The 12,923-nt window shown below is 65.8% G+C and carries 14 protein-coding genes; 8 read left to right on the top strand and 6 right to left on the bottom strand.

The features are described from left to right. Positions 1 to 153 precede the first annotated feature (153 nt). Positions 154 to 1,500 carry an Nramp family divalent metal transporter gene (locus ACYQML_RS12295; protein ID WP_428406026.1) on the bottom strand — a complete coding sequence of 449 codons (1,347 nt, stop codon included), beginning with the start codon at positions 1,498 to 1,500 and terminating at the stop codon, positions 154 to 156. Between the two features lie 373 nt (positions 1,501 to 1,873). On the opposite strand from ACYQML_RS12295, the gene ACYQML_RS12290 reads away from it, so the two are divergent. Then, positions 1,874 to 2,830 carry a DUF2865 domain-containing protein gene (locus ACYQML_RS12290; RefSeq protein ID WP_461232965.1) on the top strand — a complete coding sequence of 319 codons (957 nt, stop codon included), beginning with the start codon at positions 1,874 to 1,876 and terminating at the stop codon, positions 2,828 to 2,830. A gap of 89 nt (positions 2,831 to 2,919) precedes the next feature. Next, a complete protein-coding gene (locus ACYQML_RS12285; protein WP_461232964.1) occupies positions 2,920 to 3,855 on the top strand; it encodes an MBL fold metallo-hydrolase in 936 nt (311 codons plus the stop codon). 4 nt (positions 3,856 to 3,859) lie between these two features. On the opposite strand, the gene ACYQML_RS12280 is transcribed toward ACYQML_RS12285, so the two are convergent. Further along, entirely contained in the window at positions 3,860 to 4,639 is a 780-nt protein-coding gene (locus ACYQML_RS12280; RefSeq protein ID WP_056430118.1) for a DUF1499 domain-containing protein, read from the bottom strand. Between the two features lie 157 nt (positions 4,640 to 4,796). On the opposite strand from ACYQML_RS12280, the gene ACYQML_RS12275 reads away from it, so the two are divergent. Continuing rightward, positions 4,797 to 5,276 carry a MarR family winged helix-turn-helix transcriptional regulator gene (locus tag ACYQML_RS12275; protein ID WP_461225466.1) on the top strand — a complete coding sequence of 160 codons (480 nt, stop codon included), beginning with the start codon at positions 4,797 to 4,799 and terminating at the stop codon, positions 5,274 to 5,276. Between the two features lie 20 nt (positions 5,277 to 5,296). On the opposite strand, the gene ACYQML_RS12270 is transcribed toward ACYQML_RS12275, so the two are convergent. The 3 genes from ACYQML_RS12270 to ACYQML_RS12260 all read right to left on the bottom strand — a co-directional run bounded on the left by ACYQML_RS12270 (position 5,297) and on the right by ACYQML_RS12260 (position 6,862). Next, on the bottom strand, positions 5,297 to 5,494 hold the full coding sequence (locus ACYQML_RS12270) for an FAD-dependent oxidoreductase (protein ID WP_461232963.1): 198 nt from the start codon (positions 5,492 to 5,494) through the stop codon (positions 5,297 to 5,299). Positions 5,495 to 5,564: 70 nt separating this feature from the next. Further along, entirely contained in the window at positions 5,565 to 6,338 is a 774-nt protein-coding gene (locus tag ACYQML_RS12265) for an HAD family hydrolase (RefSeq protein WP_461232962.1), read from the bottom strand. After that, a complete protein-coding gene (locus tag ACYQML_RS12260; RefSeq protein ID WP_461232961.1) occupies positions 6,335 to 6,862 on the bottom strand; it encodes a hypothetical protein in 528 nt (175 codons plus the stop codon). The genes ACYQML_RS12265 and ACYQML_RS12260 overlap by 4 nt, the downstream gene beginning before the upstream one ends. 137 nt (positions 6,863 to 6,999) lie before the next feature. Between ACYQML_RS12260 and ACYQML_RS12255 the strand changes: the two genes are divergently transcribed. From ACYQML_RS12255 to ACYQML_RS12245, 3 genes are all read left to right on the top strand, one after another. Further along, complete coding sequence (locus ACYQML_RS12255; protein WP_419951497.1) at positions 7,000 to 8,385, top strand: aminotransferase; 1,386 nt, start codon at positions 7,000 to 7,002, stop codon at positions 8,383 to 8,385. A 321-nt stretch (positions 8,386 to 8,706) separates the two neighbouring features. Next, positions 8,707 to 8,922 carry a hypothetical protein gene (locus ACYQML_RS12250; protein WP_056453941.1) on the top strand — a complete coding sequence of 72 codons (216 nt, stop codon included), beginning with the start codon at positions 8,707 to 8,709 and terminating at the stop codon, positions 8,920 to 8,922. Between the two features lie 160 nt (positions 8,923 to 9,082). Further along, positions 9,083 to 9,985: a metallophosphoesterase gene (locus ACYQML_RS12245; protein ID WP_461232959.1), complete on the top strand. Its 903-nt coding sequence runs from the start codon at positions 9,083 to 9,085 to the stop codon at positions 9,983 to 9,985. Positions 9,986 to 10,258: 273 nt separating this feature from the next. Here ACYQML_RS12245 and sfsA read toward each other — a convergent pair whose 3' ends face one another. Beyond that, positions 10,259 to 10,984: a DNA/RNA nuclease SfsA gene (sfsA, locus tag ACYQML_RS12240; RefSeq protein ID WP_461232958.1), complete on the bottom strand. Its 726-nt coding sequence runs from the start codon at positions 10,982 to 10,984 to the stop codon at positions 10,259 to 10,261. Between the two features lie 156 nt (positions 10,985 to 11,140). On the opposite strand from sfsA, the gene ACYQML_RS12235 reads away from it, so the two are divergent. Then, entirely contained in the window at positions 11,141 to 11,896 is a 756-nt protein-coding gene (locus ACYQML_RS12235) for a competence/damage-inducible protein A (protein ID WP_461232957.1), read from the top strand. A 57-nt stretch (positions 11,897 to 11,953) separates the two neighbouring features. After that, positions 11,954 to 12,811 carry a formate/nitrite transporter family protein gene (locus tag ACYQML_RS12230; RefSeq protein ID WP_461232956.1) on the top strand — a complete coding sequence of 286 codons (858 nt, stop codon included), beginning with the start codon at positions 11,954 to 11,956 and terminating at the stop codon, positions 12,809 to 12,811. Positions 12,812 to 12,923: the final 112 nt, after the last annotated feature.

Raw genomic sequence — 12,923 nt, 5'->3', positions numbered from 1 at the left:
CTGATCATCGACGCCTGACCTCGATAGTATAGCCTATGCTATGTTCTTAGATAAAGTTCTTGCGTCCGGGCCCGCTGGGCGGCCCGGTCGGTAACGGTCGGAAACGCTGTACTCCGCCCTTCCCTCGGGAAGACCGGCGATGACTGACTTGGTTCAGGCGCCGCTGACGGTATCCACCAGAAGCTTGACGTTGAGGACCACGATGATCGCGGCGATCACCCAGGCGAGGATTTTCAGCCAAGCGGGAATGACGAGCGCACCCATCTTCTGCTTGTCCGATACGAAGCGGACCAGGGGGATGACGGCGAAGGGCAATTGCATCGACAGAACGACTTGGCTCAGCACCAGCAACCGGGCCGTGCCGTCTTCCCCGTAGAGTCCCGTCACGATCACGACCGGCACGATAGCGATGCCACGTGTGATCAGGCGCCGGGCCCAATCGGGAATCCGCAGGCGCAGGAAGCCTTCCATGATGATCTGGCCGGCCAGCGTCGCGGTGACGGTGGAGTTGAGCCCCGAAGCGAGCAGCGCCACGGCGAACAAGGTGGAGGCGATGCCAGCCCCCAGCAACGGCGACAGCAGCTCATAAGCCTGCTCGATCTCCTGCACGTCCGTTCGCCCGGTGGCATGAAACACCGAGGCGGCCATGATCAGGATCGCGGCATTGACGAAGAGCGCCAGCATCAGCGCGATGGTCGAATCCGTCACCGCGAACCTCAGTGCGCCGCGACGCCCCTCCTCGGTACGCGGATAGGCTCGCGTCTGTACGATGGACGAGTGCAGGTAGAGATTATGTGGCATTACGGTCGCGCCAATGATGCCGATGGCGATGTAGAGCGCGGCCGGATTGGTGACGATCTGCGACGAGGGGATGAAGCCCGCGAGCACCGCCTGGACCGGAGGCGCGGCTAGGGCGATCTGTATGCCGAAGCATACGAAGATCACCAGTAACAGCGCGATGACGAACGCCTCGAGGGCGCGAAACCCGCGGCGCATCAGGAGCAGGATCAGAAAGACGTCCAGGGCGGTGATGATCGCGCCGATGACGAGAGGAATGCCGAACAGCAGCTTGAGGGCGATGGCAGTGCCGATGACTTCGGCCAGGTCGCAGGCGACGATGGCGGCTTCGCAGGCGATCCATAGGACGAAGCTGACGGGCCGTGGATAATGATCACGGCAGGCCTGGGCGAGGTCGCGGCCGGTGGCGATGCCGAGACGGGCCGAGAGGGCCTGCAGCACGATCGCCATCAAGTTGGAAAGCAGGATGACGGCCAAAAGCGTGTAGCCGAACTGCGAACCACCCGCGATGTCGGTGGCCCAATTTCCCGGATCCATGTAGCCGACGGAGATCATGTAGCCGGGGCCCAGGAAGGCCAGCAGGCGTCGCAGCCAGCTCCCGTTCGCTAGAACCGGTACGCTGCCGTTCATGCGACCGAGGCTCGGCTGTTCCTGCGTGTCGCGGCTGAAGCGCCACGCCCGATCCTCGTTGAGCCTGTCCATACCGCGTTTTCCGATGAGCCGAATCACGAATGCCGCACTGCACCCTGCAAGGCATATAGCATCGGCTATAATGGAAAACAAAGGCTAAGATAGAGGGGGCTTCTCCGTCTCCACCGGTGTGACAGCGTGTGTTCATGGCGTGCTCAAAACGCCATGCCGCGGGACGTCTTCTCGCGACCTGGGAGGTGTCAACTCAACCAAAGGTTTCACGCGGCTCGGTGGTCTGCCCCGTTGCGAAGCCCTTCTCCTCAAGCCTAGGCAGGACGCACGTCCTACCGGATGGTTACTGAAGGATGAGGAAGCGATGCGGGTCGCATACCCACATGTCGCGAGGACGGCCATTGCGCCGCGTCAGCGAGTCGTCGGCCCTCTTATGGCGGGCTTGATCCTCGGCATCGGCGGTGTCGTCGCCGGATCGAGCCTCGTTCGGGCCTCCGAGCAGGGGGGTATCTTCAGCTTCTTCGAGGACATCTTCCTCGGACCGGCCGTAAGGATCCGGCCGGAACCCGTTCCCGTGCCGCGCCCGGCGCGTCCGCGCTATGCGTCCCTGCCCGATACCAACCGTATCACGAGGCTCGCCCCGCCTCGCCACACGCCTCGCCTGGTGCGCCTCGACCGGCCATCCGCTGATCGGAAGAGCCGCTCGTCATCGGCTGGCCTGGTCGCCTCGGCGCTCGGGGCGCGTACGGTCTGCGTCCGGGCTTGTGACGGCTACCTGTTCCCGCTCGGGCGGCTGGCCTCACGCGCCGACATTCCTCTCCACGAGGCAGCTTGTGCGGCGGCCTGCCCCAACGCGGCAACCAGCCTATACACGCTCGGCGCCCGGCAGAACGAACTGGACCGGGCCGTCAGCCTCGACGGGCAGCCCTACCGAGCTCTCAAGGTCGCCCATCTCTACCGCAGGAAGCTCGTCGACCAATGCTCCTGCCAGCCCGAAGGCGGGGCGGCGACGCCGCTGCCGATCGAACGCGACCTGACTGCGCAGGTGGGCGACGTGGTCGCAACCCCATCGAGCGCCCGTGTGGTGGTCTCCACGCGGCCTGGTGGCTACACGATGGTGGATTTCCGCGAGGCGGGCATCCTGTCCCGCCATGAGCGTCACCTGATCGATCGCAAGATCGACGTCGTCCGGCGCGAGGCGGATGCCCGCGCCTCCGGTGGGGATACTCGGCAGGCCGGGCGGACGTTTGACCGCGCGCCCCGCGTCCGGCTGGCCCAGATGGGTACCACGGCGGGGACAGGCGGCTTCGGTGAAGTCCAGCGAGGACAGGACCGTGCGGAGGGCTTCGCCGACGTCCGCGTTGTGGTGTCCTCGCCTTTCACGCGCTGAGACCGGCCTTGGGCACGGCTCGGGGTGCGTTGTGGCTCGGTCCGCTATGGCGTAGGGCCGGACGAGAGTGTGATCGTTCCGGGTGCCGCATGACCAAGACCAGTGACGACGGCGAGGCAGGAACGGATCCGCGTTTCGACGGCGCCGCGCCGGCAAACGGCGAGACGGTGAGCCTCTCGCCGTTGGTACGCCGGCGGATCTGTCCCAATGCCAGCCCGTTCACGTCCAGCGGCACCTGCAGCTACATCGTCGGACGGGGCGAGGTCGCGATCATCGATCCAGGTCCGGTCGATTCCGGTCACGTAGCGGCTCTGATCGCCTCCATCGCCGGGGAGCGGCTCACTGCCATCGTCGTCACCCATACCCATCGCGACCACTCCCCCGGCGCGCGCCTGCTGCAAGCGGAGACGGGTGCGCCCATCGTCGGTTGCGGGCCCCATCGCGCCGCGAGGGATCTGGCGGAGGGCGAGTTTCCGCATCTCGACGCCAGCGCCGACCGGGACCACCGACCCGACCGTCAGATGGGAGAGGGCGACACGCTCGAGGGGCCGGGCTGGACGCTTCAGGCGGTCGAAACGCCCGGCCACACCATGAACCATCTCGCCTTCGCCCTACCGGAGGAAGCGACCTTGTTCTCGGGCGACCACGTCATGGCGTGGTCCACCACCATCGTAGCGCCACCCGATGGATCGATGCGTGCCTACATGGCGTCGCTCGAGGCTTTGCGCGGACGTGACGAGACGATCTATTGGCCCGGCCATGGCGGTCCGGTGCGCGATCCGCGGCGCTTCGTCCGGGGCCTCGCCGCCCATCGGCGCCAGCGCGAAAATGCGATCCGCAGCCGGATCGAGGCGGGCGACCGCGACATCCGCTCCATCGTCGGCACGATCTATCAGGGCCTGAGCCCGGCCCTGCAGGGCGCCGCGGCTTTGTCCGTCTTCGCCCATCTGGAAGACCTGGTTGAGCGCGGGCTCATCGTCACCGATGGTCCGGCCAGGCTGGAAGGTGTCTACGCGCCGGCCTGACCACTCACTTGACGGCGATGGCGAGGTTCGCGACCTCGTCGAGATAGGCCCGGATGGTGTCGGCATTGGCGCCGAAATCGCGGTCGCCGATGCGGGACGCCGAACGCACGTCGATCCGGGCTCCGTCCGCCCGCGGTCGCACTCTCACCGTGATGTCGCTGGCGAGGTTGAGGATGAGGCCGCGCGTCACAGCCTCGATCCGGCCATTGCCGATCCTGCCACCGGGGCGGATCGCCTCGACGATCTGCCATTTACGGTTCACCGCTGCTTTGCGAGCCAGCTCGAACGCGGCGTTGGCGTCGAGGTCGAGGGTAAGTGGGGCGACCTGCAGATAGGTGGCGCGCTGTGCCGTTCGCGCTTCCGGCCCGGGATCGGGAGGATAATGCCCTTCGCGGGCAGCGAAGGCGGCATGCGAGCGCGAGAAGGCAGGTGGGTTCTCGGTATCGGTGGTGACGTCGGTGATGGCGGGAAGGCGCAGGCTGCGCAGCCCGACGAAGCCCGGATATCCGAGGAGTATCACCGCGAGGAAGAGACCCGCGATCGCTCCGCCCAAACCGCGCGCACCCTCGCGCCACACCCGGACGAAGGCGAAGAGGGCAAAGCCGATCGCCAGGACCGCCAGGAATAGGCCGGACCCGAGCGTGACCAGCGCGGGCCCTTCTTCCGCCCGCGGATCACGCACCAGAACGAGGGCGAACAGGGTGACGAGGACCGACAGGATCGCCGTTCCGCGCGAGAGCGGACCGGCGCGGGTGATGGGCTCCTCGATAAGCGAACGACGCATGATACGGATGAAATCGCTGTCCGGGAGATCGCCGCGCCGCAGGGAGGTCGTGCCCGCGCGCCTGAGCGATGAGCTTTACCGGGCCTCGCATGGCGACGCCACCCGCGAGTTACGTCGTGCTTTCGATGCCGCCTGCTTCTGCTATAGCGGCGTCGACATGAACTTTACCGCAGCGACCGAAAATCCCGTGACCGATGCTCGATCGGACGACCCGCTGCGGGTCTGGTTCCGCTTCATCCGCCTCAACCGGAGGGTGACCGCCGCGATGGCGACCGAGCTGCGCGGCCTCGGGCTCTCCATTCCGCAATTCGACGTCCTCTCGACCCTCACCGAACGCGAGGGGCTGACACAGCAGGATCTCGCCGCGCGGCTCTACGTCACCAAGGGCAATGTCTCGGGCCTCATCGACCGCCTCGTCCAGGCCGGTTTCGTCGAGCGCCACGCCATCCCGGGTGACCGGCGCTCGCATGCGCTCCACCTCACCCCGGCGGGTACGGAGATCGCAGCCCGTGGGATTTCCGCGCAGAAAGCCTATGTCGCCCGTACCCTCGGGACGCTGCCTCCGGACGATATCGCGGCTTTCGAGCAGCTCGTGTTGAAATGGCGCGACGTCGCCCGCGCCGATTCCAGCGGCTGAGTTACTTCGGTGTCCCTGCGTCAGAGCCTCTGACGGATCACCGGGCGGCCTTCCGCCTGGACCAGCGGGTCGATCTGCCGGGCCGCTCGCAGGCCCGCTTCGATCGCCCCCTCGACCCAGCCGGTCTTCAGGCTGGTGAAATCTCCGGCGAAAGACGGCGTCTTGCCGCCATCGCCGAAGTGGCCGGATAGGCCGGGCCTGTCGTCGGGAAGCGACACGCGCAGATGTGACGTTTCCGGGTAAATATTCCCCTTCCATCCGGGACGGCCGGATCGGTGAAGGCCTCACTTACCGTCCAGGTTGCGACCCGTCTGCACTCGCTCGTTCCTGATCGGCGATCCTGGCGAGTAAGTCGGCGAGATCGCGGATCGAGGCGACCACATGGTCGGCGAGCGGCGTCATGATCTCGCGGGCTGCCTCACCCATGGGCCCGCTCAGTACGGCGACGGTCACGGCACCGGCTGCGCGCCCGGCGACGAGGTCGTAAGGCGAATCGCCGATCATGGCGATGCGGCTCGGGGCGACGGCGAGATTCGCGGCGAAGGCGCTGACCATGCCGGGTTCCGGCTTGGACCCATGCCCGGAATCGTAGCCCGCGACGTAGGAGAGATGGGGTGTGAGGCCGAGGGCATCAGCCTGCGCCCGCGCCGAGGCTTCGGCATCGTTGGTGGCGATGCCGAGCGCGTAGCCGGCACCGACGAGATAGCGTGCCATCCCGGCCGGATCACCGATCGGGCATAGATGCGCCAGCCCTTCGCGGCGAAACAGCCGGTCCATCTCTCCATAGAGATCAGGTCCGGCAGGCCGGCCGAGAACTTTCGCCCAAAGCGGCCCATAGGCGGCGGACGAGCCGGCGATGAGGGGCGAGGTCGGCAGGAAGCGTCGCTCCTCCTCGATGTAATGGCTCACCGCCATCAGGTCTTCCAAGCGGGTACGGTCGCCCCCGGACAGGCAATCCATGACCGCATGGGCCGCTGGCCCCCAGGTCCGGTCGAAATCGATGAGCGTGCCGTCCTTGTCGAACAGGATGCCGGCGAGACGGCGTGGACGCGTCGCGCTCACGCGCTGGCTCCCACCTTCTCGACTTCGAAGGTTCCGGCGCGATCTCGCCGCACGATCCTGTCGCCGGGCTCGAACACCCCCAAGGCTACGTCACGGTCCGGCAGGATGACGGTGGTGGATTTGTTGAGATGGACGAGGACGAGGCGGTCCTGCGCCAGCGATGCGGCGGCCCAGCGCCGCAGCTGCCCGTAATACGGCTCGCGCCGCCACGCGTTCGGTTGGCCGGGATCGACCTGTACGTTCATGTTCTTCGTCACCGGATCGAGCGCGAGCACCATCTTGGCCTTCTCCGGCTTCCACTCGGCGCCGAGCCAGGCTTCGGTCATCCAGAGGCAATGGAAGGCGCGGCAATGGTCCGGCCGCGTCGGATGGATGGCGCAGCCCCTGCCCTGCTTGGTGTGCCGGCACCATTGGCCGGCGACGCTCTCCACGGCGGGAACATCGTAGACCTTGCAGCACAGGGTGCAGGTTCCGCAAACGCGGCCTGGCGCCGGATGGGCCACGAAAGTAGCGGGATCGAGCATGCGCGGGACAATCGGTGCGGAAGACGGGGCGGCGATGCGTTGTGCGGACGGGTTTCTACCGACGGTCCGGGTCGCTAGTGTGTCATCGCATGAACACGGGGCCGAACCGGCCCGCTTCCACAGGTAACGGCAGGCCCATGCTCTCGAACCTCGCGACCCGCGACGTCGAAACGCTGATCCATCCCTACACCAACCTTTCCACCTTTCGCGAGACCGGCCCGCTGGTGCTGGAGCGCGGCCACGGTGTCTGGGTCTATGACAGCGACGGTCGGCCCTATCTCGAAGGTATGGCCGGACTCTGGTGCACGGCGCTCGGCTATTCGAACGAGGAATTGGTGGAAGCGGCGAGCGAGCAAATGTCGCGCCTGCCCTTCACCCATCTGTTCTCGGGCCGTAGCCACGATCCGGCGATCGAGCTCGCGGAGACGCTCAAGGAGCTGATGCCGATCCCGACCTCGAAGATCTTCTTCACCTCGTCCGGGTCGGAGGCCAACGACACCCAGGTGAAGCTGACCTGGTATCTCAACAATGCGCTGGGCCGCCCGGCCAAGAAGAAGATCATTTCGCGGATCAAGGGCTACCACGGCGTCACGGTCGCCACCGCCTCCATGACCGGCCTCACCGCCAACCATGCCGATTGGGACCTGCCGCTGCCGGGGTTCCTGCATGTGGGATGCCCGCACCACTATCGTTTCGCCGAGGCCGGTGAGACCGAGGAGGCGTTCTCGCAGCGCCTCGCCGACGAACTCGAAGCCCTGATCCTGCGCGAGGGGCCGGATACCGTCGCGGCCTTCGTGGCCGAGCCGGTGATGGGAGCGGGGGGCGCCATCGCCCCGCCCGCCGGTTATTTCACCAAGATCCAGGCCGTGCTCGACCGCTACGACGTGCGCTTCATCGCCGACGAGGTGATCTGCGGCTTCGGCCGGCTCGGCACCTGGTTTGGTTCCGAAGCCCTGGGGATGCGCCCCGACAGCCTGTCTTTCGCCAAGGCGGTGACCTCGGGCTACATGCCGCTCGGCGGCATCAGCATCGACGAGCCGCTCTACAAGGCGCTGGTGACGCAAAGCGCCAAGCTCGGCACGTTCGGCCACGGCACCACCTATTCCGGTCACCCCGTCGCCTGCGCCGTCGCTCTGAAGACCATCGAAATCTACAAACGCGACCGCATCGTCGAAGGCGTTGCCGAGAAGGCCCCTCATTTCCAGGCCCGGCTCTCGGCCTTGGCCGACCACCCCATCGTCGGCGAGGCGCGAGGCATCGGTCTCATCGGTGGGCTGGAGATCGTCGCCGACAAGGCATCCAAGCGTCAGTACGAGCCGAAGGCCGGCGTCGCGGCCCGCTGCGTCGCGTTCGCGCAGGCCGAGGGCCTGATCGTGCGATTCCTCGCCGGTGACCGGGTGGCGGTCTGCCCTCCCCTGGTCATCTCGCACGAGGAGATCGACACGTTATTCGACCGCCTCGCCCGTGCCCTGGATCGAACCGAGGCCTGGATCGCGTCGGAAGGTCTGAGGCCCGTGGTATAGGGCGGCTTCGCCACAGAAAAGTCTAGATCTTGCGCAGTGCGAGCGAGATTAGATTGCACTGCGGAATTGAATTTTTTATATTTCCACTATTCCTTGACTGTGTCGAAAGTCACTCAGCGACGATGTTGGACAACTCTATCCTGCTCATCTCTGGCTAGCCTTAAGCTCCCGTTCATGATCCTTCGCCGCATATGGATCTCGTGCCGCACAGCGTCGGTCCGGGTCGAACCTCTTGAGGGTGCCCGAGAGACCGGCGTGATCGCCAACCAGACAAACGAGGATCTGGTGGCGTTCCGACACCGTGAAACAGGACCCGTTCCCATGTCCCGCCCCGAACAGAACCAGCGCGCAGCCATTTCGTCGACGCCCCGTGCGTCCGGTCTGGTAACCGATCGCGAAGGTTTCCGCCCCGTGGCACTGCCCGCCCTCGCCGCAGCGGTTCACGTCTCTGCATCCGCTGCCAAAGAGGCGGCCCGGAAGATTGCCGCTCGTCGGCAGCTCTCCCGCTTCCAGCACGAGGATGCGCCCCTCGTCTGAGGCCAATCTTTCTTAAGACGAACGTCGTCCGGCCAAACATTGCGACCAAGCCTTCACGGGCTTGGTCACCGACGTCGAACCATCGGAACTTGGCTGCGCTGGATGTGTAGACGCCCCGGGACGATGGATCCGCATCGACTCTGCCGCCGGGGACGATGACATGCTGATTCTGCCGACAAGACGGCAGCTCCTAACCGGGATCGGTGCGAGCACGGCCCTGGTGGCCTCGGCGGGCGCCTATGGCTTCGTGATCGAGCCGCGCCACCGTCTCGTCGTGACGCGATACGCTCCGGTTCTGCCTGGCTGGACGCATGGGTTGAGCCTGAAAGTCGCTGTCCTCGCCGATTTCCATGTCGGCGAGCCGACCATGCCGCTCGACCGGATCGCCGAGATCGTCGATGCGACGAACCGGCTCGAACCCGATCTCATCCTGCTGCTCGGCGATTATCCATCCGGTCCCAGCGTGACGACACGGAAGGTGCCGCTGGTCGAGTTCGCCCACGTCGTGGACGGCCTGCGGGCGCCGCTCGGCGTCTACGCTATCCTTGGAAATCACGATTGGTGGGACGACACAATCGTCCAAACGACGCGGCGTGGGCCGGTCGAATCTCAGCGCGTGCTGGAAGCTCGCGGCATCCCGGTCATGGAGAACATCGCTCTGCGGCTGGAAAAGGATGGCTATCCGTTCTGGATCGCAGGGCTTGGGGACCAGGAGCCGTTCCTACTGCGCGGCGATCGCCGAGGACGGGACGATCTCCCCGGCACGCTGGTGCAGGTCACGGACGATGCGCCGGTCATCCTGATGGCGCACGAGCCCTACATCTTCCCCCGTGTGCCCGAGCGTGTCTCCCTGACCCTGGCCGGCCATACCCATGGTGGCCAGATCCGGTTTTTCGGTGCCTCGCCGCTCGTACCCTTCGTGCGTGGCAAGGACCTTTCCTACGGCCATGTGGTCGATGAGGGACGACACATGATCGTGTCCGGCGGGTTCGGCGTGAGCCGCGTCCCGATCCGTATCGGGGTGCCGCCGGAAATCGTACTGCTCGAACTTGGCCGAACCTAGCCAGATCCCGGCCCGAAAGCCACGCCAGGCGGCGTATAGCCGGCCTGACGGGGCTGTGGGTCTTACTTCTTGGCGCCGATGCTTACGGTGCCCTTGGTGGAGGGGGCAGCGGCGATCGTCTTGACGACGGGCTTCTTCGGCTTCTTCGCTTCGCGGCCACCGCGTGGTTTCTCAGTCGCCATCATCGTCTCCTTGGGTCGTAGGGCTGGGAGCATGGCACGAAATCCGCCGATGGCCCCATGAAATCGCGCGACCCACCGACGCGCCGATCGATCACCCGCCGGACAGCCGCGAAACCACGGCAATCGCTTCCGCGATGGTGACCTCGGTTGGGTCGATCCGGCAGCGATAGGCATGGATTTCGACTCCGCCCGCCATGGCAGCGGTGAAGGCACGGTCGAAGGCCGGATCGAGATCGCGGGCCACATCGAACCGGTCTGCCTGCATCTGCACCACGACGATCAGCATCGCGCGCCCGCCCTGAGCGACGACTTCCGTGAGATCGACCATATGCCGCGCGCTGCGGGCGGCCACGCAGTCGGGAAATTCGGCGAGGCCCGGTTGGCGCAGAAGGTGGCAGTTTTTCACCTCCACATGACAGGGTGGCACGCCCTCCCCGGTGGCCAGGAAATCGACCCGGCTGGCGCGTCCGTAGCGCACTTCGGGGCGCAGGGAAGCGTATTCCGAAAGTGGCGCGAGGCGACCTTCGGCGAAGGCCTCCGCGACCAGCGCGTTCGGACGCATCGTATTGATGCCGACCCATTGCAGGCCGCCGGGCAAGTCGGCTTCCACCAGTTCCCACGAAAAGCCGAGTTTACGCGCCGGGTTTGTCGAAGCCGAAAGGAGGACGCGCGAACCGGGTTGGTTGAGGCCGAGCATCGCGCCGGGATTGGCGCAATGCGCCGTGACGAGGCTGCCATCCGCCACTTCGATATCGGCGAGAAAGCGCTTGTAACGGCGGACCAGCCGGCCCTCGATCAGCGGACCGCGAAATCTCATCGACAGGAACTCCTGACGGGAATGGCACGCGAAACGGCTACGACGCCGTGCGCCTATCAGCTGCCGTCGACGCAGGCCAGGGAGCCCGCCATGGTCAGTTCGGCATCGTCGCGCTAGGTCTGGGGCATCACCGCCTCGCGCTCGCCACGGACCACGATGACTTCCCCCACTTCCCCTACCATCACCGCCGCCATTCTGGTGATCGGCGACGAAATCCTGTCCGGCCGCACCAAAGACCGGAATATCGGCACCATTGCCGATTATTGTACGGCCATCGGCATCGACCTGCGGCAGGTCCGTATCGTCCCGGACGAGGCGGAAGAGATCGTCGAGGCGGTCAATGCCCTTCGGACCCGCTACACCTACCTCTTCACCACCGGCGGGATCGGCCCGACCCATGACGACATCACCGCCGATTGCGTGGCCGCCGCCTTCGGCGTGACCATCGATGTCGATCCGCGCGCGAAGGCAATGCTGCTTGAGCGCCACAAGCCGGAAGATCTCAACGAGGCCCGGCTACGCATGGCGCGCATTCCGGCGGGTGCCGATCTCATCGCCAACCCGATTTCGAAGGCGCCGGGCTTTCGCATCGGCAACGTCTTCGTCATGGCCGGCGTGCCGGCGATCATGCAGGCCATGCTCGACGAGATCGGCCCTACCCTCGAGACCGGCGCGCGCGTGCTGTCGGAGACGATCGAGGCCGGCAACCTGCCCGAAGGCAATTACGCTTCGGCCCTGGCCGAGATCGCCAAGGTCCATGACGGCGTATCCATCGGCTCCTATCCGTCGATGACGCAGCACGGATTCGCCAATCGCATCGTGGTGCGCGGAAAAGATGCCGAAGCGGTGGCGAGGGCGAAGGCAGATGTCCATTCCCTCGTCGCCCGCCTCAAGGACGGAACCGTCGCCTGAGTCCATGGCTTCCTTGTCGAAGGCGGGAATAGAGCCCGTTTTCAGGAGGTCCCTCGAATGGGGCAGCGAGACGAAGGCTCCACGCGGGATGAGGCGGTCGAGCGGGAGGAATCCGTAGCGGAAGGCCTGCGGCCCGACGCCTTCATCCTACACGAGGTGATCCGCCGGGAGGGTGACGAGGAGCTTCGGCGCACGGGCGGGGCGCTGTTCCTCTCGGCTTTCGCGGCGGGATTGACCATGGGCTTCTCGCTCATCGTCCCCGGCGTGCTGAAGGCTCATCTCCCGGAGGCTCAATGGGCCGGACTCATCACCAGCATGGGATACGCGACCGGTTTCCTCATCGTCGTCCTCGGCCGCCAGCAACTCTTCACCGAAAACACACTGACGCCGATCCTGCCTCTGCTCCATGACCGGAGCGTCGCCACCCTCATGCGCGTCCTGCGCCTGTGGGGCATCGTTCTGGTCGGCAACATGGTCGCCACCGCTGCCATCGCCGCGGTCCTCGCCTATTCGGATGCGTTCGCATCCGAGATCCACACCGCCTTTGCCGCGATCAGCCACCATACGATCGAGTCGGCGTTCTGGACGACTCTGATCAAGGCTGTGTTCGCGGGCTGGCTCATCGCCCTGATGGTGTGGATGCTGCCTGCCACCGGCCCGGCGGCGCCGTTCATCGTCATCCTGATGACCTGGCTCGTGTCGATGTGCGGCCTCGCCCATATCGTGGCCGGATCCGTCGACACGTTCTATCTCGTCTTCAGCGGCCATGCCTCGATGGGCGATTACGTCTCGCGCTTCTTCATTCCGACTCTTCTCGGCAACGTGTTTGGCGGGACCGCCCTGGTCGCCGTCCTCAACTTCGGGCAGGTCGCGCCCGAGGTGGAGAAGCAGAAAGCCGCCGACGGCGAAAATTGAGCGTCGAGGTAAGCCGGTCGTTGGCGCCATCGCGGCACGCGTCCAGATGAATACTTTCCGAGTGGTGGCGTCTGCTCTGGTTCAGCGGTTCGGCTGCAGGATGATCCTGTGC

It is taken from the genome of Methylobacterium sp. CM6244, assembly GCF_054817885.1.
This window is presented reverse-complemented; position numbering and strand designations above follow the sequence as displayed.